Origin of the sequence: Paenibacillus monticola (assembly GCF_009664975.1) — a bacterium.
Classification (GTDB): Bacteria; Bacillota; Bacilli; order Paenibacillales; family Paenibacillaceae; genus Paenibacillus_AQ; species Paenibacillus_AQ monticola.
The window spans coordinates 114,545-139,899 of sequence record NZ_WJXB01000009.1; the positions used below are offsets into that span (position 1 = coordinate 114,545).

Sequence of the window (25,355 nt, forward strand, 5' to 3'; positions counted from 1 at the left end):
ATGCTGTGGAGTCCACGATTATTTCTAAAGAAAGCGGAGTGAAGAGATGAGTCCTATAGATCCTAATAACAAGAATGAAAGGGAACCTTATGTAGTTAGTGGCAAGGGATATACAGCCGTTGCCATTAGCGCTGCTGCCAAGGCCGGGGAATGGATCAAGAGCAGACAGGGGCAGGTAAAGGAACTCGGCACTAAGACATCAGCCCAGGATCTTGTTACGGAAGTGGACAAGGGCGTGGAACAGATGATTCGCAGGCTGATTCTGACCCATTATTCCGATCATGCTATTCTCGGAGAAGAGGGCGTTCCACCAGGCGCAGCTGCGGCTACAGCAGCAGTGGAAGAAGTCCGGGAGAACGATTATTTATGGATTGTAGATCCTGTGGATGGCACCACAAATTTTGTACATGGATTTCCGTTTTACTGCGTCTCTATTGCCCTGGTGGTTCGAGGTGAATTAACAGTCGGTGTTATCTATGATCCAATCCGGGATGAAATGTTCGTTGCTGAAAAAGGTAAAGGCGCCTATATGCATGGTGTTCCTACTAAGGTTTCTGTGGAAAATGAATTTGGAGACAGCCTGATTGCTATGGGCTTCCCTCCGGATCGAGAATTCGCGCAGCCCGTGAATATGGCGGGACTGCAAAGTATTCTTCCACAGATTCGTGGCGTACGCGCAGGCGGTTCCGCTGCACTGCATCTAGCCTATGTGGCAGCAGGTCGGGTAGATGGATACTGGGAAGTCGGCTTGAACCCTTGGGATTGTGCGGCGGGCGTATTGCTTATATTAGAATCAGGCGGGAAGGTTACGGATACACTGGGAAGACCGTATGATATCAGTACACGTCATATAGTAGCAAGTAATGGACGTATTCATGATTATCTGGTGAAGTCCTTGGTGGATGCCGAAGCAACCGGATATAAGCTTTAGGAGGTTACTGGCATGAGCGAAAAAGATGATTTGGAGCGCAAACTAAGTGAACTGCTGGAAGATGGCGAGATGGAGCAGGAAGACCGGACGGCCAAGGAAATTCGGCAAATTTCACCCAAATATGAAATTCGTATTCAGACCACACTTGATCCCATTGTGGAAGAGACGCGGCGTTACCGTAAGATAGGTCACGAATTGGATGACCGTTACGACAAATATTTGGAACGGACTCGTGGGAATTCTGACCTGAAAGGTATTTCTACCCAAGGACAGGATACGGAATCCGGCAAGAGCCAAGAATAGCCATGGATCATACTGAAGAGCGGTTTCCTGGATACGGGAAACCGCTCTTTTGCACAGCTGGCCGGAATGGTAGAATAGAATTATTACGAATGGGGAGAGATACGATGCTGAACTTTTGTAAAAAGACTCTGGTAGCTGGCGCAAGTAGTCTGCTGTTATTCTCTGTACTGATAGGCGCAGGTGCCGGGTCGGCTAATGCGGCAGAAGCGGCGATTGTATCACAAAGCCCGCAGCAGGATGTCTTTCGCATCGTAGCGCTTGGGGATTCCATAACAGCCGGTTATGAGCCGGGAATGACGGAAAGCACAAAGCCCTACGGATACGCAGAGAGATTACTAGAGCAAGGCTGGTATCACGGTAGAAGCGCGCTGAACAATTACGGAATCCTAGGATTGACTACAACCGGGTTAAGTAATTATACGGAAGCCATCAGACAGGGCACGGCGACAACCCCTGATGGAATTCAGGCAGGGCTTCCTGATCCGCGGATTGCCCAGTTTGCTGCTCTAGTTCCACAAGTGAGAGCGGAGCTTACGGAAGCCGATCTTATTACCATTACGATTGGTGGAAATGATGTGAGCAGCCTGCTTCTACAGGCGGGTGAACTGAGCGAGGCAGAATTTGCCTCTAAGGTCGAGCAATTGCTTGCCGTATATTCGTCCAATGTGAAAGCTTCACTGGAGAATATACGCTCGATAAATCCCCAGGCGACGATTATATTGGCTGATCAATATCAGCCTGCACCCAAAATTGCTGCAGGTCAGACCTACACCAAGCTTATGAGCGCAGCGGAACGATTTACAGCTGCTGCGGAAAGCGTCGTTGCAAGCGTAAACCAGAACGGAGCGCCAGTGCTGTTAGCTCATGTAGCGGCACAGTTCGCAGGTGTGGAAGGTTCGCTGACACATATTATTGGGGCAGGCGACCCCGATTTCCATCCAACGCAGCTTGGATATGAGAAGATCGCGCGAGTGTTTACTGAGCTGCAATGGGGAGCGTATCGTACGCCAGCTGTAGCCGCGATGACATCTGCGGCTGTACCGATGGCGATTGTTGTTAATGGGGTAGAGTTGAACACCCCCAATAAGCCGATCCTTAAGAATGGCCAGAATTTTTTGGCGCTAAAAGATGTTCTGAATGCAGTAGGAGCAACCGGGAAGTGGGATAACAAAACCTCCAGTGCAACAATTATCTACGGTGGGCGGACGGTCGTTATTACAATCGGCGCGAAGTTCATTAAGGTAAATGGGGCAAATGTAGCGATTGATACACCAGCATTTCTGCAAAAGGTAGGCAAAGAGGATAAAACCTACTTACCACTCGCTGCGCTGGCAACAGGTCTTGGCTTTGATGTGAATTACAGCAGCCAACTGCGGACAGCTTTCATTAATCCATAATACTGCATATTCTAAAATTAATCGCAGAACCCTTTTTATATTAAATTAAGCCTGTAAGGCAAAGGTGGATGAATGTTGTTGATTGCTAAATTTAATGCTGATTATATCATTACAATGGATGATATCGTACGGGAAGGCCATCCTGTGCTCCGTACTGTAACAGATCCAGTAAAACTTCCCTTGCAGAAGGAGGTACGTGAGGCGCTGCAATGTATGATGCAGTTTCTAAAGAACAGCCAGAATCCGGAGATTTCAAATCAATATAAACTGCGCTCTGGAGTAGGGATATCTGCGAATCAAATTGGTCTGAACCAGCGGATGTTCGCAATGTATCTGACCGATGCTAAGGGGAATATAGTTGAACATGCTCTGTTTAACCCCAAAATCATCAGTCATTCACTGTCCATGATTTATTTGCCGGAAAGCGAAGGCTGTCTGTCTGTTGACCGCCCAATACATGGTTTTGTGCCGAGGTATGAAACAGTTAAACTGAAGGCTTATAATCTGGATGGCAAGGAGGTTGTCCTGAGATTTAAGGGCTACCAAGCTATCGTTGTCCAACATGAAATAGATCATCTGGATGGCATTATGTTTTTTGACCGGATCAATAAGGAGAATCCCTTTAAGCTGCCGCAGGGTGTGGAGATCCGAAGTCTGTATGAACCGAGGAGTAAATAACCAAAGTTAACGGTCTTTGTCCCGATATGGGAGAACGGCCGTTTTTTCTTGTAAGGGGAGAATAGTGATACAATCATTAATTATAGCGCCCTATTGCGGTAGCTTAGCTTACATAAGGGGGATTTATGGGCGATACCTACATGATGACTACCATCTATATATTATTAGCACTATTGATCATTTTCACGTTTATCTACAGGATTCGAAAGCAGATTTTTAGAAAGTATATTTATGCCCAAGCAGCGATGATCATAAGTTTCATTCTAGTTTCTCTAGCTTTGGGGGGCGTCTCTTTATGGATACGGCTGGCAGCATTATTAGTAATAATTGTTATATTTATGTATGGTAGACGGAGTGAAATATAAGGTGGATTTATTATTAGGGAGGGAATTAAATGGGCTGGAGCACAAGCGCATTAAGAGGAATACCCAATGATTATAATGATGAGGCGAAGAAGATTGATGAACAGATTTTGGGGTTGATCCAGCAACGCAAAGCCATTAGCGGCGGAAAACGTCTTTTCCCGGAACAAGAGGTTTTGGAGCAATGGGCAGCTAAGTTTGACCTTGAGCTTAACCAAATATCGCTTATTCTGAGCAGCCTTAATGAAGGTTTGCCCAGACGCCACTTTTGGGACGAGCCAGGGTTACTGTTGGGTGTCCTTCCGATCATGAAGAGAATAGTAACCGAGGATTTCGAATATGTGCTTTCCCATGCGATGCAGCATGAGAAGCTCAGCATTGTCACTTTGGAGATTAAGTACCTGAAAGAAACAACGGATCAGGTTCATATCAGACCGACGCTTGATTTGGTAGTCCTGAGCGACACGGAGTATGAGGTGACTCGAAACCATGGTCACGGCGGCGGCGGGCAGATCCAAATGCGGTTTATGGTCTCACCTCCGCTACCTAATGATCTGACTTCCGTTGAATTTTCTCTGGTGCCCGGCAGCGACAGATTTATGGGGCCTTCTTACGAGGAGATCAAGTTGGACAAGCAGATTGATTTCTATTAAGTGATTCATTGAATCTAACAGTAAAAATAGCCCATCGCAGATTAATACCTGCAGTGGGCTATTTTCGAATATATTACGCCAGAAAATATAGTTTATTCTATTCCACCAAGCTGGATTCATGCAACGAATTCTACTGCTCTGTTGCCATGGCGCTGAAGGATTCCTCAGCCGCTTCCAGCGTAGCATCAATATCTGCATCCGTATGCGCCGTAGTCAGGAACCAGGCTTCATATTTCGACGGGGCCAGGTTGATCCCCCGGTTTAGCATATGCCGGAAAAAGCTGGCGAATCTTTCGCCGTCCGTATCCTGTGCTTCTTCGTAGTTCGTAATCGGATGATCGCAGAAATGGGTGGAGAAGGAGCCGCGAATGCGGTTAATGGTCAGCGGAATGCCATGGCGGTCCGCTGATTGCTGAAGTCCGTCTGCCAGACGGTTGGCCAGACGTTCCATCTCGTCATACACACCTTCAGCGCGCAACACCTCAAGGCAGGCTATTCCTGCCGAGATGGAGGCCGGATTTCCTGCCATCGTACCGGCCTGGTAAGCCGGGCCGAGCGGAGCAACCTGTTCCATCACTTCTTTGCGGCCGCCGTAAGCGCCGATTGGCAGGCCACCACCGATGATTTTGCCAAGCGCGGTCAAGTCAGGCGTAATATCATGATGGTTCTCCAGTCCGGCATAGGTCTGTGTGGAGCCGTAGTGGAAGCGGAAAGCTGTAATGACTTCATCATAAATAACTAGTGAGCCATTATCGTGAGTCAGCTTGCAGAGGCCTTCTAGGAAGCCGGGCTGTGGCATAACCATGCCGAAATTGCCGACAATCGGTTCTACCATAACAGCCGCAACATCTTCGCCCCATTTCTCCAACGCTTCCTGCAGACTGTCCAAATCATTGAAGGGAACGGTAATTACCTCCTGCGCAATGCTCTTGGGAACTCCCGCACTGTCCGGAATGCCTAACGTGGACGGCCCGGAACCTGCGGCTACAAGCACAAGGTCAGAATGGCCATGGTAACAGCCAGCGAACTTGACGATCTTACTGCGCTTAGTAAAGGCACGTGCTACACGGATGGTTGTCATTACGGCTTCCGTACCTGAATTGACAAACCGCACCTTATCCATGGAGGGAATAGCTTCTTTTAGCATTTTGGCCAGCGTGATTTCGAGCTGTGTCGGTGTGCCGTAAAGAACGCCATTCTCTGCAGCCGCGATAATCGCTGATGTGATATGAGGATGCGCATGACCGGTAATGATCGGTCCATAAGCTGCCAGATAATCTATGTACCGATTGCCGTCTTCGTCCCAAAAGTTAGACCCGCTGGCCCGCTTCATAAATACGGGTGCACCGCCGCCGACAGCTTTGAAGGAACGGGAGGGACTGTTGACCCCTCCAACGATATGCAATAAGGCTTCCTGATATAATTTCTCTGATGTAGAACGGTTCATGTATTAGTCATCCTTTCTTGTTCTTCTTATCCATACTCAAGGGAACGGGCGAACTGGCGGTGAATTCCGCTGTCCGCCCGTCTTGTTGTAAGTACGGTAATATTCAACTCTAATCATACTCATGCTATATAATTTTTAGTTGGCTCCAGTAGTTGCGTTAGCACTGCTACCTGCCGAAGCTTCCGGCGAAGCAGAGGGTGCAGGATCGCTCAGAGTGTCCTGCACGAATTGTTGTAATTCCTCGTCGCTGCTTACGCCGATTACAGCCGAGCCACCGCTTGTCTTCTCTTCCACAAGCAGATCCATCGGTGGAATTTGCGCATTGCCACTCATGGTGCTGGAGTAACCTACGTTCGCAAGCTTCCACATATCATTTACCGACAGGTTGGTGTCGATATAAGGCGTGACCTCGCCAAGAATGCTAGGCAGCTTGATAAGTGAAGTAGTGCTCTTCACCTTGTCTGCAACAGCGCTAAGGAATCCCCGCTGACGTTCGGTCCGAGTGAAATCGGAGGTAGCATCATGTCGAAAGCGTACATATTGCAGCGCCATATTGCCGTCGAGATGCTGGAAGCCTTTTTTTAAATCAATGTCGTATTCAGGGCCGTCAGCAATAGTCTTGTAGACCATGTCCTTCTCAACATCGTAATCGATGCCGCCCACAGCATCTACCAGCTTAATGAAGCCTTGGAAATCCGTGTAGACATAATATTGAATCGGGATGCCGAGCAGGTCGCTTACCGTCTGCATCGCCGTGTTGGGTCCATGTGTAATGGCTGTATTGATGCGGTCCTTACCGTGATCAGGAATAGATACGTACGTATCCCGCAGAATGGAGAATACATGAATCTTCTTCTTCACCGGATCAAGAGAGGCCACCAGCATCGTATCCGAGCGCGGAACTTCACCCTTCTTCACACCCCGGGCATCCACGCCCATGAGTAGAATATTAACGGGTTCCGTACCTTCCCAATTTGGAGGATCTGGGGTATCCACATCGACAGTTTCTACATTCTGAAAGGGCGAGTTTTCGCCATCCTTTTGCATACTGTCAAGCTGATTGTAGATTGAGCTGAAATAGTAAACTATGAAGCCGATAATTAGGAGAAGAATAATAGCGAGTGTCCAAAGCAGTGGCTTCTTCTTTGATTTCCCGGCTTTTGCGTGCCTTTTATTTCGTGGTGGCATTTCTCGTTCTTCCTTTCGCATTTACATTCTCTACATTATAATTTCTTTTAGGGATACAAGCAATTTAGGAATAATAATCCATAAACTTAAGGAGATAAACGAATGAACGAACTCAGCATTGGACAAGAAGTACCGGACTTTACCCTACCCGCTTCTAACGGACATGAAATCAGCCTAAGCCATTATCGGGGCCAGAAGGTAATCCTGTACTTTTATCCCAAAAATATGACTCCGGCCTGTACGCAAGAGGCTTGCGAATTCCGCGACGCCCATGACCAGATTACAGCGCGGGGCGCAGTAGTTCTGGGAATCAGTCCAGATGGCTTGGCTTCGCATGCCAAGTTTATTGCGAAGAATGAATTGCCTTTTCCGCTACTTGCTGATGAGGATCATCAAGTAAGTGAAAGGTTTGGGGTATGGCAGCTTAAGAAGCTGTATGGCAAAGAGTTTATGGGTATCGTACGCTCTACCTTTCTTATTGATGAGCGGGGAATATTAGTGGAAGAGTGGAGGAAAGTGCGGGTTAAGGGCCATGTCGCAGCTGCGCTAGAGGAAATTGGTAAATAAAAGAGCTTATTAGCAATTAAATGTAAAAGTCTGTTACATTTCTCACAGCTTTCATAAGGCTCACTCGTGATATAGTTGCCTCATATTACTTCAAATTTGGAGCAAGGCATGGTGATTAGTGGTGATGATGCTGCGTATTGGGCTTGATATCGGATCAACTACAGCCAAATTGGTTGTTATGGAGCAAGGTACTATTGTTTATCAGGATTATGTAAGACACTATAGCGATATAAAAAAAGCGGCGCTCTCTCTTCTGTCGGATGTTCGTGATCGATATCCGCAGAGGGAAGCCACGCTCACTGTAAGCGGTTCCTCGGGCTTGTCCTTATCTAAACTAGGCGGAGTCCCTTTTGTTCAGGAGGTAATTGCCTGTACGCAGGCAATCAGAGAGCTCATTCCATTATGTGATACGGCAATAGAGCTAGGTGGGGAAGATGCCAAGATTATCTATCTTAGCGGAGGCATTGAACAGCGCATGAATACGGCCTGTGCGGGCGGTACAGGAGCATTCATCGATCAGATGGCTTCACTGCTGCAGACTGATCCTGCCGGGCTTGATGCGCTAGCTGAGAAGCATGAACGAATCTATCCTATAGCATCCCGCTGCGGCGTATTTGCCAAAAGCGATGTACAGCCGCTGCTGAATGAAGGGGCGCGCCGCGAAGACGTAGCTGCCTCGATCTTTCAGAGCATCGTCAATCAGACGATCAGTGGCCTAGCATGCGGCCGGCCGATTCGTGGCAAGGTGGCTTTCCTAGGCGGGCCGCTCACCTTCTTGCCGAGCCTGCGTGTGCGCTTTGCCGAGACGCTGGGGCTGGCGGAAAGTGACATCCTGTTCCCGGAGCGCTCACAGTACTTTGTGGCGATCGGCTCGGCGTTATCGCCTGCTGATCCGGTTTCCTTACCGCTGATTGACTGGCTTAACCGGATAGCGGCGGTAGACTTTAAGGCGGATAGTGCCGAGGATGCCGAGCTGCCCGCGTTGTTCGCAACGGCAGATGATCTGGCTGAATTCCGGCTGCGACATGGCAAAGCTACAGCACCTAGGTCGGAGTTGGCCCTTTACCAAGGGCCTTGTTACCTGGGGATTGATGCCGGTTCAACTACCACAAAGTTGGTGCTCACAGGCGCGTCTGATGAAATTCTATATACTTTTTACGGAAGCAATAAAGGCAATCCGCTGCATTCTGTTAACGAAGCTTTGAAGGAAATCTATCGTATATTGCCGGAGGGCTGCCGTATCGCTGGCTCCTATGCAACCGGATATGGTGAAGGACTGATCAAAGCCGCGCTTCGTACAGATGGCGGGGAAGTGGAGACGGTGGCCCATTACAAGGCGGCTTCCAAATTCATGCCAGAGGTAGACTTTATTCTCGATATCGGCGGACAAGATATGAAATGCATCAAGATTCGTGGCGGTGCCATCGACAGTCTAATGCTGAACGAAGCCTGTTCGGCAGGCTGTGGATCCTTTCTGGAGAGCTTCGCTTCTGCACTTGATCTTGGTATTGAGGAATTTGCCAAGTCTGCACTGGAGGCCACCAAACCCGTTAATCTCGGTTCGCGTTGTACGGTATTTATGAACTCCAAGGTGAAGCAGGTACAGAAGGAAGGGGCCTCTCTCGCCGATCTTTCGGCGGGTCTTGCTTATTCCGTGGTTAAGAATGCTCTGCAGAAAGTAATCAAGATTCGCAACCCTGAAGAGCTGGGGCAGAATATTATTGTGCAAGGCGGGACTTTTTATAATGAAGCCGTGCTTCGTGCTTTCGAGAACCTGACGGGTAGAACAGTGGTGCGTCCGGATATTGCCGGGGTGATGGGAGCTTATGGCTGTGCGCTTATCGCCAGAGAGAATGCGGGAGTTAACGGCACCAGTAAACTGCTGGGACTGGAAGAGCTGGAATCTTTTAAATACGAAGTATCCCCAGGCCGTTGCGGCCGTTGTGGCAATAACTGTGCGCTGACCATCAGCCGTTTCCCGGATAAGAGCTTTTATGTGACCGGAAACCGCTGCGAGCGCGGTGCCGGGGGGAAGAAAGAGAAGAACACGCTGCCGAACCTGATGCAGTACAAATACGAACGCTTTTTCGAATATGAGCCGCTGCCGGAAGCTCAGGCGGATCGGGGCACCATCGGCATTCCGCGGACGATGAATATGTTTGAGAACTATCCATTCTGGCATTCATTCTTCACAACTTTGCGCTACCGGGTCGTACTGTCACCGAAATCCAGCAAAAAGCTTTATGAGAGTGGTATGGATACCATTCCCTCGGAATCGATTTGTTATCCTGCCAAGATGGCTCATGGACATGTGCAGAGTTTGATCGGCAAGGGCGTTGATTTTATTTTTTATCCGGCAATTGTGTACGAGAAAAAAGAAGATGACGCGGCGCAGAATCACTTTAATTGTCCTGTTGTCGCTTCCTATCCGGAAGTCATTCGCAATAATATGGATGGGCTAAAAGAAAGCGGGATTCAGCTAGTCAGCCCGTTTCTGACTTTTGACGATATTTCAGCATTGACCAAGGTCCTTGCCAAAACATTCACGAAGATTCCCAAAGAAGAGATAGCAGCAGCAGTACAAGCGGGTCTTGCTGAAGCCGATCGTGCCAAAAGCGATTTACGCACCAAAGGAGAAGAAACATTAGCGTTTCTAACCCAAACAGGCACCAAAGGGATCTTGCTCTGCGGTCATCCCTATCATGCTGATCCTGAAATTAATCATGGAGTAGCGGATTTAATTACAGGGATGGGACTCGCTGTGCTGACAGAGGATTCCATTTGCCATCTGGACCGAAGCGTTGGGGATGTGGGGGTCGTTAATCAATGGACCTATCACGCCCGTATGTACCGTGCGGCCCGGCTCGCGGCAGGCAGAAGTGATCTGGAGCTGGTCCAACTGACCTCCTTCGGTTGTGGCATCGATGCTATTACTTGTGATGCCGTTCAGGAAATCATGGAGCGTCATAATAAGGTCTACACCTTGCTCAAAATTGATGAGATCAGTAATCTTGGGGCCGCGCGTATCCGTCTGCGTTCGCTGCTGGCAGCCATGCATGAGCGTGAAAAAGGCAAAGTGCTGCCGAAGCAGCTGTATAAGACGCAAGCAAACGTGATTTTTACGAAGGAAATGAAAGAGACCTATACTATCCTTGCTCCACAGATGTCGCCGATTCATTTCGAATTAATTGAGCGGGTCTTCCGCGATGCCGGATACCGCCTGAAGATCCTAGAGACAACTGGGCCGGAGGAGACTGAGGAAGGGCTGAAATATGTCAACAACGATGCCTGCTACCCGGCAATTGTAACGATTGGACAGATTCTGTCAGCGATCAAGAGCGGTGATTATGATCCAAATCGCACCGCGGTTATTATGTCGCAGACAGGTGGGGGTTGCCGGGCAACCAACTATATCTCTTTGCTGCGTAAAGCGTTAAAGGATTCCAATCTGGAGCAAATTCCGGTCATCTCACTGAATGCCTCAGGTATGGAGAATCAGCCGGGCTTCCGCATTAATCTTAAGCTGGCCAACCGACTGATTTCGGCAGTCTGCTATGGTGATCTCTTGATGCGGTTGTTAAATCGTTTCAGACCTTATGAGGTTATCCCTGGAAGCGCGCAGGCGCTGTTCCGCAAAGGAATGGAACGCTGCAAGAACAGTCTGTCTACCTTCTCGTTCCGGGAATATAAACGGTTGATCCGCGAGATCGTTGCGGAATTCTGCCAGTTGCCGGTTAGATCAGTCGTTAAGCCGAGAGTGGGTATTGTTGGTGAGATTCTAATTAAGTTCCACCCGGATGCCAACAACCGCATTATCGAGATGATAGAGGCTGAGGGCGGAGAGGCGGTTATGCCTGATTTTCTCGATTTTATCTTTTATTGCATCTATAATCCGATCTACAAGGCAGATCAATTCGGCAAAAGTAAACGGTTAGGGTACATTAATCCTATGTTGATCTCCTATTTAGAAATCTATCGTAAGCCAATCAAGGTTGCGCTAGAAGAAGCAGGGCTGGCGAAAGGCCGAGAAAATATCTATGGTCTTGCTGAGAAAGCGAGCCGGCTGGTATCTGTTGGAAATCAGATGGGCGAAGGGTGGTTCCTGACGGCAGAGATGATGGATTTGCTGGATAATGGCGTAAATAATATTGCCTGCATTCAGCCGTTCGCTTGCCTCCCGAATCATATTACCGGACGAGGAATGATTAAGGGCTTGAAGGAATTGTATCCTGGCGCCAATATCGTCGCCATCGATTATGATGCCGGAGTCAGCGTGGTGAACCAGAATAACCGGATTAAGCTGATGATGTCGATTGCCAGTGGGTTGGAAAGTGGAACGAAGTCATCCCCCACAGAGACGCTCAGCGTTCTGCCGCAAACCATTCTGGAGAGTGCCAGCAGCGGAGTATGAAACTGACATAACTATATAAAACCTAATAAAGAGGGGACCAAGTTACAGCTTGGTCCCCTCTTTATGTTTTTTAACCTTGGAGTTTATGCTTGATATGCATAGATTTATTCAAGTGTATAAAGTTATGTCTTGTGGCAGGCATCAGAACCAATCCGGCTATACTTTTGTTTCGCCAATACTCAATAAGCCAATCCTCACTAGCCTTTACGGCCTTCTCCTCAGACAATCTTTTAATTCGTTCGGTTGAGATTTTTGCTTTTAACTGCTCGGGTTGAAGTGAGGTAATGATTGAACGGGTCCTTTTTCCAACATCCAGGCGGTAGGCCAATAAAGTATCAATATCAATCGCGGAGCTTAAGCCAGCAACTTCCTCTTCACTCATGCCGTTTCCCGAATGAATGAACCCGGCATTCATTCGATGTGCGTAGTTGTCAGTATGAAGGATCTGGTCGTTGTCAACTGCCAGTATATTCATGGTGATGTCTTCAATTCGGGCACTATGCCATAAATGCCAGACGATAGAGTTTTTTGTGCCCTGGCTATGAACAGGATAGGTGCGGAAAGTCTTTTCCTTCATACCCGTTAATAGCTCGTCCTCTAAGGTTAAATCCTCGCTATTTGTCATTTGGGATACGTATAACAAAGCATGTTGGTTGAGAAACAAGTCGATAGCTTTAGTGTGTTCTGCCGGTTTTGCAAACATCCCCGTCAAAATTTTGTGATTTTCGTTCCATGTTTTACGCTGTTGCAAGTCCATTCGGAATCCCCACTTTCTTGAAAATGAAGAACAACAATTTGATTATAAATTAATTTCCAACTATAAAAAATGATTATTCCTTGTAAGATAAAATATTAATTTCAGAAAGTTTCTGCAAACTATTGACGAATAAATAGGTAAATAGTAAAATAGTTCGCATTCGAAGTATTAATGATTAAGCTATAAACTATTGGAGGTTAAGGACGTTGAAGGAGAATGAGCAACAGCTCGATGAAATTGTTTCCTCTTTCCGCCGCATCAGTCATGCTTTTCAGCAACTGCTTTGGAAAGACGCTGAGGAATTGGACATTACACCTACCCAATTGATAGTGCTGCGTAAGTTGTCTGTCAATCCTGATATTGGAATTACAGAGCTTGCGGAGCTGCTGCATTTAGGGAACAGCGCGGCAAGCGGCGTAGTTGACCGGATGGTGAAGGCCGAGTTGATTACAAGACAACGCTCAGAAATCGATCGGCGCATATTCAATCTGGCGCTGACCGATAAAGGCATTGATATACGGGAAAGAAGCAAACAATCGCTTAGAACGCATCTGCTACCGTTAACGAATATTCCTTTGGAGGATGTCGGAGAACTGCTGCGGATACATGGTGAAATTGTAGAAATATTAGAACAAGGGAGAGAGAAAAAGAAGCTATGAGTACAATAACTGCTAACGCTGCTGTGGCTACCAAGACGATACGTAGAGGACCGATCATCGCGGCGTTGCTCATTGGTGCATTTGTGGCGCTTCTGAATCAGACGCTGATGAATGTGGCACTGCCCAAAATGATGGAGGATTTGAACATTGTCGCCAATACGGCACAATGGCTAACGACGGGCTTCATGCTTGTTAATGGGGTACTTGTGCCCATTAGTGCCTATCTGGTGGTGAAATTTACGACCCGCCAGCTTTTTATTACGGCAATGGTCCTCTTTTCCATAGGTACGCTGATCTGTGGAGTCGGGCCTGGCTTCGAAACGATTATGGTCGGAAGAGTTATTCAGGCTGTTGGTGCCGGTATCCTGATGCCATTAATGAATATTGTGTTCTTGCAGATCTTCCCGATTGAAGAACGTGGGAAAGCGATGGGCCTGATGGCGGTTGCTATGATTTTTGCCCCAGCTGTTGGCCCTACACTTTCAGGTTGGGTAGTACAGAATTATTCTTGGCGGGTGCTATTCTTTATCGTACTGCCTTTGGCTATTTTTTCTACCCTGCTGGGTATGAAGACGATGCGAAATGTAGGGACCATAACCTCTCCTAAGCTGGATAAGCCGGGCATCATTTTTTCTACGCTGGGTTTTGGTGGATTGCTCTATGGTTTCAGTGATGCTGGAACAGACGGCTGGGGAAGCACAACTGTAATCGCCTGCCTTATTCTGGGTGTTGTTTCTTTGGTTGTATTCGTAGTGCGAGAGCTTACGACTAAAACTCCATTACTGGAATTCCGTATTTTCCGTTATAACATGTATTCACTGACAACAGTGATTAATATCATCGTGACCATGGCGCTGTATTCAGGTATGATCCTCCTGCCGATCTATTTACAGACCATTCGCGGCTTTACGCCTATGGAATCCGGGCTTATGCTGTTGCCAGGTGCTATTCTGATGGGAATTATGTCTCCGATTACAGGTATTATATTTGATAAAATTGGCGCCAGATGGCTGGCTGTGATTGGACTGGTTATCACTACCGTAACTACGTGGGAGTTCAGCCAAATTACAGATAGTACAACTTATACTCATTTAATTATTACTTACACGGCGCGGATGTTCGGTATGTCGATGCTGATGATGCCTATTGTAACAGCCGGTTTGAATCAGCTGCCGCAGCGTCTAAGCTCACACGGTACGGCGATGTCCAATACACTTCGGACGGTTGGGGGGGCGCTTGGGATGGCGTTGTTTGTCAGCTTGATGACTAATCGGACCAAAAGCAACATTACAGATGCAGTAATGAGCGGTGCGGTGTCCCAGACTGATAAGGCTGCGATGCTTAAGCTTACGCAGGAAGCCACGATAAACGGGATTACTCATGCCTTTACTGTGGCTACTTGGATAACGGTTATTGCTTTGGTACTTTCTTTATTTATCAAGAAGACCTCGCCACAGCCGGATTTCCTGAAGACCGAGGAAACAAAGCCACAGCAGGCTAATGTATAAAGTCAGACTGAAATTTATTTGATAAAGGGCCTTCTTAAGAACCTACGAGTTCGTTAAGAAGGCCCTTTTTATTTACATTCCGATACTTCCAGCTGTACTATTCCACCGCTTCAAAAGAGGTAGCGTATCAGCAAGCACCTTGCGGGCCGCTGTTTCTTCCATTCCCTCCTCCACCATGTAGCCGGTACAGAGATCAGTCATGCCTTGTAGTGTAATATCGGGCTGCTTGAATTCTCCAGCTTCATAACAGTACATGCAGTATTCTGTGGTCTTATTTCCATCTGCTTCACTTCCCAATAATTCTCCACCGTGCATCGGCATACCACAACTTTGGCACATTAACGCCTCTTCCTGCTGTGTCTGTTCTTGCTCCATATTCAGCACACTCCTTAACATTTTTACGAGTCAGCCGCGTCAGCTAAACCGCTTATAAGTATGTTTTCTCGTTTAGCGAAGCTGCTGCCGTCCGTAATAAATTCATTATAAAACAACAAACCTGACGGCATTCCGTCAGGTTTGTCTTGCTGATTCCATATATTTGGCAGCAATTCCTGCAGCAAGCTCGGCGATCTTATGCCGGATGTGCTCCGGTTCCAGCACCTCGACTGCTGTTCCGAAGCTGAGCAGAAAGCCATACAACCATCCATCCTCAGGGTAGTCGATTGTGATGGTATATCCACCGCTTCCATCCGGCTGCAGCTCAGTAGAATCGAAACGATCCTCGGCGAGATGCTTGCCTTCAGCGGTGAAATGCAGAACCACCCGGGCTTGCCCACCCTCTCTCTGCCACTTAGAGCTCCATGGGAGCTCCTTCAAAGGGAAATCCTGCCTTATATATTCCCGGTGCTCCTTAACAAGCGATTTCATGCGCAGCAGCTTGAAAATCCGGAAATCCTCACGCTGTGCACAGAATCCATATAAATACCACGCCTGCCCTTTAAGCACAAGGGTATAGGGTTCTACTGAACGCAGGCTTGCCACCCCGTCGGCACTGATATATTCAAAGGAGACCGCAACGCAATCCTCCAGTGCTTCTTTCAGAATCGTTAACTTCTCTTCTAGCGGGCCTTGAAGACCCCAGGGGGAGAAGTCAACGATGAGCTGTGTAGTTTTGCTGCGGAACGCGGCGGTTTGTGAGGGCGGGATTACACTGCTGATCTTTTCCATGAGCAGAGTGTGTTCAGTTCCGCCATAGGAGGAGACACTTTGCAGGGCATTAAAAATAGCGGCCAGCTCGCGGTCTGTAAGAACATTGCGATCTAGACGATATCCCTCCATAAGACCGATTCCGCCATTGGCCCCCTGATAGGTAACAACGGGAATTCCGGCTCCATTAATACTTTCAATATCACGATAGATGGTGCGTACAGACACCTCGAACATGTCAGCAAGCTCTTTAGCTTGAATCAGGCGGCGGTTCATCAATAGGATAACGATGGAGAGCAAGCGATCTATTTTCAAAAGGGAAATCCTCCTTTTCTGTAATCTTAGCAAAAATAAGAAAATAAAGCATTGCCATAAATGTTAAATTCGATTAACATCTAATTAGATTATTATGTAATTAGATTGCGAGGATTAAACGGATGAGAAATGCTACAGCAATTTTAACAAATCGTCGGGGCTATTCACGGCTGTTCACGGCCGGACTGATCAACGGAATTGGAGATCGCTTTAGTGGGATTGCTATGTTGGCACTGGTACTGCATCTGACCGGATCGGGGATGGCGGTAGGCATATCGCTTGGTGTGCGCATGCTGCCTTATCTATTCCTAGCACCGCTTGGAGGAATGCTCGGCAGCAAGTTGCCGCGGAAGTATATTATGATGACTACTGATATTTTACGGGTGCCGGTAGCTTTATCGTTTCTGTGGGTAGATGGAGAAAACAAGCTGTGGCTGCTGTATGCAGGGAGTTTCTTGCTGGCGGCGGGTGAAGCTATTTATAGCCCCATTCGTAAATCGACTATTCCACTGCTTGTGAAGCGCGATGCGCTGCTTACGGTTAACGGATTGGAGCAGCTTATGACAGGCTGTGTACTGATTCTGGGAGCTTTTTCTGGTGGCGTTGTGTCACTTTGGTTCGGTCCGAGAATGGCTTTTATCATGAATGCAGCATCATTTCTGGTGGCAGCGCTGCTAATCTACGGTATTGATTTCAAAGCGAGTGCTGCTTCAGAAGAGGAGGGGACTCTATTAATCGCGTCTGATAAGTCGCTGATAAAAGGGGAGAAGCTCCAAAAAGATGGTGTATGGCGAAGCCTAGGGTTTCTGATTGCTGGCAGTCTTCCGCTGCAGATTGTACTTGGGTATGAATTGCTTGTGCCGCTTACAAATGGTTTAGACAACGTACTCATCAGTGTGTATGCGATACAGGAATTCCATGCTGGCGATATCGGAGTAGGGGCATTTTACGCGGCGCTTGGTATCGGACTCAGCTTAAGTTTTTTTGCCGGCCGATATTTAAAGCGGGGTTTGTTGCTTGTTGCACTAACAGGACTGCTTATGGAGGGCTTCTTGCTGATGGGTATTAGTACCGCCTCTAATTTTACGGTTGCCTTTTTTCTGTACATTGTGCTCTCACTTGCTGGAGGAGTAGGTAATGTCTGTCTGGATACCTTGCTGATGAGAGAGACTCCGCTTGCGCTGCAGCCAGTCTTGTTTGGGATAGTTTCAGCGGTGGGCAGTACATTGATAGGAATATCGATGCTGGTTACGGGCTGGCTACTAGATGCTGTGGAACCGCGGATGTTGGGATTTGCCGGTGGTGCAGGGGGTGTCGCGATTACTGTACTGCTGGGAGGATATAGTTGGGTGCGCAGGAATAAGAACGGCAGCTTCACCGTCCCTTGGAAGTCTCTTTAACCTTAGTTTTCAGCTTTAAATCAGCCTTGCGCTGGAGAAAGCGGGAGAATAAGCGTTTGCGGTAGCGGTACATCACAATCATTGCAACAATCACCACTCCGCCAGAGATAATCCACTTGGAGTAAAGCTCGAATAGGTGAAAAATACCCATCCATTGCGGCCCGAATATCCGTCCGATGCCCAGAAAGAGCAACACCCAGAATAACGCTCCGCTATACGCATATAAAGCGAATTTACGGAAAGGCAGGGCGATAATGCCAGCGAAATAGCCTGTAAAGTGGCGTACACCTGGAACAAAATAGCCGATGAAGATAAGAACGCTGCCGTATTTCTCGAACCAGACTTGGGTCTTGGCAAGCTTGGCGGGTGAGAATAGAAACCATCTTCCGTAGCGCTGTATAAAGGGTAGTCCAGCCTTCAGCCCAACAAAATACGTGACCGTCATCCCGACAGTAGTGCCTGCATAGGCCACTGCCATCAGGGTCATGAAATCCAGTCTTCCGGTATAAGAAAGGAACCCTGCAAAGGCCATTGTAGTCTCACCGGGAAAGGGGAGCGCTACGAACTCCAGCAGCAATCCGAAGAACATTACGTTATATCCGTATGTGGCGAATAATTCCTGTATCCAATTCAGCATTTCCATAAAGATCGTCACTCTCCAAGAGGCAGATGCCTTATTTATTCTAATTTGAAGCTTGTCTTCATACAATCTACCAAAAGGATTTTATGCCAATAGAATGCTGGAGGTAGAGAAGATGATTGGGAACAAAAGCGAACACAGCCGCCGGATCGTGATCCGCGGTTTGCTTGTTATGGCATTAATATTCATCGTTATGTCAGGCTGGGGTGCAGGTGAATATCTGGGCGCTTGGAAGATCCAGCCTCTGCAGGCTGCAAGCGTAGAATCTCTTTCTTTTCAGAATAAACTTCCCGGTGCAGTGATGCAACATTTGCCAGCCGCTACTGAAGGAGTGACGGCAGCCATCGCGATGGCTCCAAGCCCGCAAGCAAGTGCTGTTCCGCAAACATCCAATCCGAAAACGGTATATCTCACCTTTGACGATGGCCCTAGTGATATTACCCCCAAGGTGCTGGAGATTTTGCAGCGGGAGGGTGTGCGGGCTACTTTTTTTGTCATTGGAAACCAGGCACAGAGCCATCCTGAGTTGATCAACGCTATTTGGGAGCAGGGTAATGCGATTGGCAATCATACGTACAATCATAATTACTCCGAGTTATATAGAGGGTTTACTACGTTTTGGAGTCAAATCAAGCGTACGGAAGAAATTGTCCGGGGCATTACCGGGGTTCGCCCACAGCTGATACGTGCGCCCGGAGGGACCTTCGGTCATTTTGATAATACCTACTTCTATCTCTTGAAGCAAGCGGGCTATTTAGTCACAGATTGGACGGTGGATAGCGGCGATTCCAAGCGAAAGGGAGTGCCTGCTTCAGAAATCTTACAGGAGGCGACCTTGGGATTGACTGCCTCCAAAGTTGTTCTACTGCTGCATGATGGTGGAGGACACGCAGAAAGTGCTAAAGCGTTGCCTGAGATTATTAACCGTTATAAGGCAGCTGGGTATGTTTTTGATATATTGGACGATCAAGTGAAGCCCGTGCAGTTCAGAGTATCTCCGAAGACTGCAGACGCGGGAAGATCCACACCTTCGAAAGCCTGGATCACATCCAATATCAACCCCAATGCAGAGCTGTTTGGACCTGGTAAATCCCTTGTTCTGGAGGTGGGGAAGCTGGAAACAAAGCTGAGTCCAGGGGAATATGTCATTAGCAAAGGACAATATATGGTGCCGCTTCGTGCTGTTATTGAACGGCTTGGAGGCAGGATAACTTGGGACACCGTAAACCGTAGCGGAAGGGTCAATTGGAATGGGACGGCTGTCACGGCAGATGTGGGGAACAAGGAACTGACCTTAAACCGGCCTGACGGTGTGCAGGAGGCGAAATCTTCAAGAGTGGAGATGATCGGCGGCTCCATCTGGGTATCATTGCGGGAACTGCTGGAGACTGTCGGTCATCCCCCGCTAAATATAAGCGTTTCAGAGAAGGAACGCAGAGTAAAAGCGCTCTGAAGAAACCAGTCTATGTCTGGGCACTCTTTTTCATGGGAAGAATAGACAGTAATAAGTCTATTAACCAAAGGAAGTGTCCCATTGTCCTCCAGATCTCTCTATGAACGGAAACAGCAGAAGAATACGAAGAATCTGAGAAGCGTATCCTTACCGCGAACCCGCCGCGTTGTGGGTGAATGGCTGCGGATGTTAAGCGTGACCGGTATTATCGGTATTTTATATGCTTGGCGCGGGGGAGGCTCATTGTTATTCCTCCTGATAGCCCTTGGAATAATTATGCTTAACGGTCTGGGGCTACAGCTGTTTGGCCCACGGAGAATAAAGTTAGTTCGGACGATTACTCCTGCCCGACCTGTAGCCGGAGATATACTCCATGTGAAAGTACAGGTCAGCTTTCACGGGCGGCTTCCGCTTCCATGGATGACCATTGTCGATTATTGGAGTGGCATCCGCCACCATGAACTGTTGTTTCCTGGATTTCGGCGTTCCTTTAGTTATACCTATACCTTGGAAGGAATGCCGCGGGGCATTCATCATCTGCAAGGTTGCAGAGTTACTTGGGGAGACTTGCCAGGCTGGTTCACGGGTAGAATCGAGCCTGAAGATAACGAGGTATTCAGGGTGCTGCCAGCTCCCTTGTACTTTGGCGGTATGCTGCCAGATAGCGGGGTTATTCCTGGAGCGGGTATGTCCACTAAGAGAGGCCGGAGCATTGGTGAAGAGGCGTTGGACATTCGTGATTATACGCCGGGAGATCCGCAGAATCGAATTCATTGGAAGAACAGCGCCCGGAGGGGGTCATTGCAGACTAGGGTACCGGAGCGGGAAAGAGGGCAGATGAGCTGCGTGGTGCTCGCAAATTGTCCTAAAAGCTATGAAATTCCTACGGGTGCCTTAGCGCCTCGCAGCCATAGAGGTGCTACGCCACCAGCATTTGAGAAAGCAGTATCGGCGGCGATGGGACTTATGCTCTCTGCCGAGCGAACGGGCACTTATATTCAACTGTTTAGCGGGGGCTGGCCAGAAGGTACAGCCAGACATGAAGGACTAGGCAAAATCCCGGGCAGAGTGCTGGATTTCCTAACGGGAATTTCTCCAGATAGCACACGTAGTTTATCACAGTTGCTGGAGGATGCCTCCCGGAGCTGGATTCCGGGAATGACAGTTTCCATTATCACTGGCCAATTGGAGGAGGAATCCGCCAAGGTCATCGCCCGTTTTCTGGTGCAAGGGGTGAAGGTTGATCTTTACTATGCCTGGGATAGCCCGGCGCCAGGAACTGCGGATACCCTATCACAGGCTCATCTACAGCCGAGTGATGCCATGTTTCAGGCCGATTCGCAGCCTGTAAGTGGAAGTGTAACATCGCAAGCCTATCGGCAGTCCTTTAAGGGATCGGTTGGAGACAGCCTAACGCGTCTTGGGGCACGTTTATATCGTCTGGATACTGCGTTGCCGGCTTCAAGTTATAAGGAGGTTGAGTTCCATGGGCTATCCGGGAAACCAACTCTACGGTAGTAGTATACAGGGTGCTGAAGTGATGCAGAGTTCGCTCACTATAGAGAACAGTCCTGCCGGAAAACAGGGGGAATCGCCCCTGTACTACCGCTTGCTGTTCTCTTTGCCTATCATGGGGCTATTTATTCAGTGGCTGCTGCCCTTATACCGATCCACAGCGGAGGCTCAGACTGCGCAACTGCTTGTTACACTGATGATATCAGCGGTAGTACTGCTGCTGTGGGGAATGCTTCAGCTTCCCGGTTGGCTTATTCTAAGCATCCAGATCCTGTTCATTTCCCTGACCTGGTTCTATATTTGTGCCGCTGATGAAGGAATAGCGTGGGTTACCAGTTATTTGGCAGGAATCAAGGATGATGCCATTTTGCTTCTTTCGGGACAGGTTTCCCAGCTTAGTGGAGACAACAGGCAACTGATATTAATCGTCGGCTGGGGGTTACTGGTATGTTCAGTACAGCAGCTAGCCCTTTACCGGGGAAGTACGTTGCTATTCACGGTGTTAACAATGGTCTATTTACTTATTCTGGATATGGGCTTTGGCGTAAATACAACGATGAATCTCATCATATCGTCAGGCTTGATTGTATGGCTGCAGGCGATGAGCGGATTGCTTCATCTTCGAGAGCGTACGCAGAGTATCAGGATACCTTATGCCCGTTGGGGAGGACTAGCTCTAGCCGCGGCCGTTGCATTGACAATTACAGCCTGGTTGGGTGAGCAGCTCTACGGTTCGCGGCCTGTAGCCCAAATCTCGCTGCAATCAGCATTTGGCAGTTTGCAGGAATGGGCTTCCGGGCATCTTCCAGACCGCGTGGAGGAGCTTCAGACAGGAACGACGGGTTATAGTTCAGACGGTGGGGAGCTCGGAGCTCCGTTGTCACGCAGTACTGAACCTGTCTTTACTGCTGTGAGCAGTATCCGTTCCTATTGGCGAGGAGAGAGCTTGGCTTATTATGATGGACGTCGCTGGATCAAGGCAGCAGATGAATATCTTCCGCTTAATCTATCCAGTCTTCCGATGAAGGGAACATCTATAGCAGATATTGGGGGAGACCGGACGCTGGTTCAGCGGATACAATTTGTTGTTCCTTCATCCGGCGGGCTTCCTCTATTTAATGCGGGGACTGTAAAAGATGTTAAGGCTATTCAATTGACTGATGGCAGTCTTCTTGGTTTTGTGCTGGCCAATAAAGAGAATGAAAGCTTTCGACTACCGGACCTTGCAGGCTCGGCAAGAGTAACAGAGTATACTGTGAAGTCGCTGCTGCTTGAGAGCGATCCAGCGGTTCTACGGACACTGAACGGTTATGATCCGCAGCCAATTACAAGTGAGTATTTAGAACTGCCCGCATCACTGCCCGAGCGGGTTGCCACTCTGGCAGAGCAGCTAACGGCTCCTGCCGGGAACCGCTATGATGCCGCCGCTGCGGTTCGGGATTATTTGCAGAGCCGGTATGCTTATAACCTGAACACTTCGATCCCTCCCTCCGGAGTTGACTTTGTAGATGACTTCTTATTTGACACTAGACAAGGCTACTGTGTTCATTTTGCCACAGCAATGACGATACTGTTGCGCAGCGCGGGTATTCCAGCCCGTTACGTTCAGGGCTACGGGCCAGGAACACTGGAGGCAGACACCGAGCCGCAGCGTTATACTGTCACCCAGGGCGATGCCCACGCCTGGGTGGAGGTTTATTTTGCTGGCGCAGGCTGGGTTCCCTTTGACCCGACGCCTGGCTCAAGCGGCGCTGCCGGCTTCGCGCCGGCAGCACTTCCCGCGGCAGCTTCAGCCGCGCCGCCCAGTGCTACCCCGCCCGCGGCGCGTGCGCGGGGGGGCTTGCCCACCCTGCCGCAGGCGGGTGGGGCCGATACAGCGCCGCTCGCCGCGGCGCTGCTCTTGCCCGCCGCCGCTTGGCGCTGGCGGCGGAGCTTGGCCCTGCTGCTGGCTGCGCGCAGCAGCAGGGCAGGCAGCAGTGAGCGGCAGCTGCGCGCAGCCGCTCTGGCTTGGCACGGGCTGGCGGCGCGCTACGGCCCACCGCCGCCCGGGATAACGGGCAGGGAGTACGTCGCCTCCCTGCCGATTGAAGATGCCAGACTGCGCGCAGCCGTCCGGCAGTTTGTTCGCCGCTATGAAGCCTTGGCGTACAGCAAAGGCAGGGCGGCCGCCGTCTCAGATCCGGCGGCATTTAGACGGGAATGCTTAGCGATCACATTTCGGTTAAGTTGATGGATGTGGTTGTAACCCTCATCTCCAAAGCACCAGAATGTTCTATGGAAGCGGATACTAACCTTAATCGGACCTTGCAGCTCTTTCGAGCAGAGCAGTAAAGTTTAATATTGTTCACAGATATCTCCCAAAAAGCTTAGGCATAACGTGATCTCCTTTCCTTGACGGTGTGAATTATCCATGAGTATAATGAATCCAATAATCAAGGGAGGCACGTAATGAACAAGCCAAATGAAATAATCGTCGTTCTCGATTTTGGAGGACAATATAATCAACTTATCGCGCGCAGAATTCGGGATTTAGGGGTATACAGCGAGCTGCTGCCGTACAATACGCCAATTGACAAGATCAAAGCACTCTCGCCAAAGGGGATTATTTTCTCCGGAGGTCCTAGCAGTGTGTATGCTGAGGATGCGCCACATGTAGACCCAGCCGTTTATGATTTGGGAGTTCCAATTTTTGGGATTTGTTATGGCATGCAGCTTATGGCTCAACAGCTGGAGGGTGGCAAGGTAGAGAGCTCCTCCAAACGTGAATACGGCAAAGCCGATATCGACTTTGAACAAGGAGCCCAGCTGGTTGCTGGATTGGAGAGCCGCCAGACCGTATGGATGAGCCACGGCGATCATGTCGTAGAGCTTCCGGTGGGCTTTAAGCTGGATGCTGGAACCGAAAGTGCTCCGATTGCAGCCATGAGCAATGATGAACTGAATTTTTATGCTGTTCAATTCCATCCAGAGGTTCAACATTCCGTACACGGCAACCAAATGATTTCTAACTTCCTGTATGAAGTTTGTAACTGTGAAGGCAAATGGACCATGGAATCTTTTATTGATGAAGCGATTAAAGATATTCAGGATAAAGTTGGGGACAAAAAAGTACTCTGCGCACTTAGCGGCGGGGTTGATTCTTCGGTAGTGGCTATGCTGATTCATCGGGCCATTGGTGCCCAGTTGACTTGTATGTTTATAGACCACGGTTTGCTACGCAAAGGTGAAGCCGAGAGCGTTATGGAAACGTTCGTCGGCAAGTTTGATATTGACGTAGTGAAGATTGATGCACGCGATCGCTTTATGAGTAAGCTGGCTGGAGTCGATGATCCTGAGCAGAAACGCAAAATTATCGGCAATGAGTTCATCTATTGCTTCGATGAAGAGTCTGCCAAGCTAGGAGATTTCTCGTTCCTTGCCCAAGGAACGCTGTATACAGACATTGTAGAGAGTGGAACAGCAACTGCACAGACGATCAAATCACATCACAATGTGGGTGGTCTGCCGGAAGATATGAAGTTCAGTTTGATTGAACCGTTGAACACGCTGTTCAAGGATGAAGTCCGCAGACTGGGTGAAGAATTGGGAATGCCACATGCTATCGTCTGGCGCCAACCTTTCCCGGGTCCGGGACTTGCCATTCGTGTATTGGGCGAAGTTACGGAGGAGAAGCTGACCATCGTGCGGGATTCCGACTATATCCTGCGTGAGGAAATCGCCAAGGCTGGACTGGATCGTGAGATCTGGCAATACTTCACCGCATTGCCTAACATGAAAAGTGTAGGCGTTATGGGTGATGCCCGTACCTATTCCTACACCGTAGGCATTCGCGCCGTTACCTCCATCGACGGCATGACCGCCGACTGGGCACGTATTCCGTGGGACGTGCTGGAGAAGATTTCAGTTCGTATCGTTAATGAAGTAGAGAACGTCAACCGTATCGTCTACGACATTACCTCGAAACCACCGGCAACGATTGAGTGGGAATAGAATAAATAATATAAGCCTGGGAATGCTTGATTGTA

The 25,355-nt window shown here is 48.8% G+C and carries 20 protein-coding genes; 14 read left to right on the forward strand and 6 right to left on the reverse strand.

What is annotated here, in order from left to right:
• Nucleotides 1-46: 46 nt before the first annotated feature.
• The 5 genes from GJB61_RS21395 to GJB61_RS21415 all read left to right on the forward strand — a co-directional run bounded on the left by GJB61_RS21395 (nt 47) and on the right by GJB61_RS21415 (nt 4,324).
• A complete protein-coding gene (locus GJB61_RS21395; protein WP_154121064.1) occupies nt 47-931 on the forward strand; it encodes an inositol monophosphatase family protein in 885 nt (294 codons plus the stop codon).
• Between the two features lie 12 nt (nt 932-943).
• Nucleotides 944-1,234, forward strand: coding sequence for a hypothetical protein (locus GJB61_RS21400; protein WP_154121065.1), 291 nt, complete (start codon nt 944-946; stop codon nt 1,232-1,234).
• A 2-nt stretch (nt 1,235-1,236) separates the two neighbouring features.
• Nucleotides 1,237-2,631 (forward strand): stalk domain-containing protein, encoded by a 1,395-nt coding sequence (locus tag GJB61_RS21405; protein ID WP_229522177.1) that lies wholly within the window; start codon nt 1,237-1,239, stop codon nt 2,629-2,631.
• 81 nt (nt 2,632-2,712) lie between these two features.
• A complete protein-coding gene (def, locus tag GJB61_RS21410; protein WP_338116012.1) occupies nt 2,713-3,309 on the forward strand; it encodes a peptide deformylase in 597 nt (198 codons plus the stop codon).
• Nucleotides 3,310-3,703: 394 nt separating this feature from the next.
• Nucleotides 3,704-4,324 carry a hypothetical protein gene (locus tag GJB61_RS21415; RefSeq protein WP_154121067.1) on the forward strand — a complete coding sequence of 207 codons (621 nt, stop codon included), beginning with the start codon at nt 3,704-3,706 and terminating at the stop codon, nt 4,322-4,324.
• Between the two features lie 130 nt (nt 4,325-4,454).
• Here the strand turns inward: GJB61_RS21415 and GJB61_RS21420 are convergent, their stop codons facing one another.
• Both GJB61_RS21420 and GJB61_RS21425 read right to left on the reverse strand, forming a co-directional pair.
• Nucleotides 4,455-5,771, reverse strand: coding sequence for a glutamate-1-semialdehyde 2,1-aminomutase (locus GJB61_RS21420; RefSeq protein WP_154121068.1), 1,317 nt, complete (start codon nt 5,769-5,771; stop codon nt 4,455-4,457).
• 135 nt (nt 5,772-5,906) lie between these two features.
• Entirely contained in the window at nt 5,907-6,959 is a 1,053-nt protein-coding gene (locus GJB61_RS21425; RefSeq protein ID WP_154121069.1) for an LCP family protein, read from the reverse strand.
• Nucleotides 6,960-7,061: 102 nt separating this feature from the next.
• On the opposite strand from GJB61_RS21425, the gene bcp reads away from it, so the two are divergent.
• Nucleotides 7,062-7,526 carry a thioredoxin-dependent thiol peroxidase gene (gene bcp / locus GJB61_RS21430; protein ID WP_154121070.1) on the forward strand — a complete coding sequence of 155 codons (465 nt, stop codon included), beginning with the start codon at nt 7,062-7,064 and terminating at the stop codon, nt 7,524-7,526.
• Between the two features lie 124 nt (nt 7,527-7,650).
• The gene (locus GJB61_RS21435; RefSeq protein ID WP_154121071.1) at nt 7,651-11,937 is read left to right on the forward strand and encodes an acyl-CoA dehydratase activase-related protein; all 4,287 of its coding nucleotides are present in this window, start codon (nt 7,651-7,653) and stop codon (nt 11,935-11,937) included.
• 70 nt (nt 11,938-12,007) lie between these two features.
• On the opposite strand, the gene GJB61_RS21440 is transcribed toward GJB61_RS21435, so the two are convergent.
• The gene (locus GJB61_RS21440; protein WP_154121072.1) at nt 12,008-12,694 is read right to left on the reverse strand and encodes a DinB family protein; all 687 of its coding nucleotides are present in this window, start codon (nt 12,692-12,694) and stop codon (nt 12,008-12,010) included.
• A 206-nt stretch (nt 12,695-12,900) separates the two neighbouring features.
• On the opposite strand from GJB61_RS21440, the gene GJB61_RS21445 reads away from it, so the two are divergent.
• On the forward strand, nt 12,901-13,353 hold the full coding sequence (locus tag GJB61_RS21445; RefSeq protein WP_154121073.1) for a MarR family winged helix-turn-helix transcriptional regulator: 453 nt from the start codon (nt 12,901-12,903) through the stop codon (nt 13,351-13,353).
• Entirely contained in the window at nt 13,350-14,861 is a 1,512-nt protein-coding gene (locus tag GJB61_RS21450) for a DHA2 family efflux MFS transporter permease subunit (RefSeq protein ID WP_154121074.1), read from the forward strand. Before GJB61_RS21445 ends, GJB61_RS21450 begins: the two co-directional genes overlap by 4 nt.
• A 72-nt stretch (nt 14,862-14,933) precedes the next feature.
• Here GJB61_RS21450 and GJB61_RS21455 read toward each other — a convergent pair whose 3' ends face one another.
• Together GJB61_RS21455 and GJB61_RS21460 are read right to left on the reverse strand one after the other, a co-directional pair.
• Entirely contained in the window at nt 14,934-15,236 is a 303-nt protein-coding gene (locus tag GJB61_RS21455; protein WP_154121075.1) for a zinc ribbon domain-containing protein, read from the reverse strand.
• Between the two features lie 135 nt (nt 15,237-15,371).
• Entirely contained in the window at nt 15,372-16,322 is a 951-nt protein-coding gene (locus GJB61_RS21460) for a helix-turn-helix transcriptional regulator (RefSeq protein WP_154121076.1), read from the reverse strand.
• 122 nt (nt 16,323-16,444) lie between these two features.
• Between GJB61_RS21460 and GJB61_RS21465 the strand changes: the two genes are divergently transcribed.
• The gene (locus GJB61_RS21465; protein WP_154121077.1) at nt 16,445-17,722 is read left to right on the forward strand and encodes an MFS transporter; all 1,278 of its coding nucleotides are present in this window, start codon (nt 16,445-16,447) and stop codon (nt 17,720-17,722) included.
• Here the strand turns inward: GJB61_RS21465 and GJB61_RS21470 are convergent.
• Nucleotides 17,697-18,365: a DedA family protein gene (locus tag GJB61_RS21470; RefSeq protein WP_154121078.1), complete on the reverse strand. Its 669-nt coding sequence runs from the start codon at nt 18,363-18,365 to the stop codon at nt 17,697-17,699. The genes GJB61_RS21465 and GJB61_RS21470 overlap by 26 nt on opposite strands.
• Nucleotides 18,366-18,477: 112 nt before the next feature.
• On the opposite strand from GJB61_RS21470, the gene GJB61_RS21475 reads away from it, so the two are divergent.
• From GJB61_RS21475 to guaA, 4 genes are all read left to right on the forward strand, one after another.
• Entirely contained in the window at nt 18,478-19,815 is a 1,338-nt protein-coding gene (locus GJB61_RS21475; protein ID WP_154121079.1) for a polysaccharide deacetylase family protein, read from the forward strand.
• Between the two features lie 81 nt (nt 19,816-19,896).
• On the forward strand, nt 19,897-21,333 hold the full coding sequence (locus GJB61_RS21480) for a DUF58 domain-containing protein (protein ID WP_154121080.1): 1,437 nt from the start codon (nt 19,897-19,899) through the stop codon (nt 21,331-21,333).
• Nucleotides 21,302-23,560 carry a DUF4129 domain-containing transglutaminase family protein gene (locus tag GJB61_RS21485; RefSeq protein WP_154121081.1) on the forward strand — a complete coding sequence of 753 codons (2,259 nt, stop codon included), beginning with the start codon at nt 21,302-21,304 and terminating at the stop codon, nt 23,558-23,560. The genes GJB61_RS21480 and GJB61_RS21485 overlap by 32 nt, the downstream gene beginning before the upstream one ends.
• Nucleotides 23,561-23,778: 218 nt before the next feature.
• The gene (gene guaA, locus GJB61_RS21490) at nt 23,779-25,320 is read left to right on the forward strand and encodes a glutamine-hydrolyzing GMP synthase (RefSeq protein WP_154121082.1); all 1,542 of its coding nucleotides are present in this window, start codon (nt 23,779-23,781) and stop codon (nt 25,318-25,320) included.
• Nucleotides 25,321-25,355 lie beyond the last annotated feature (35 nt).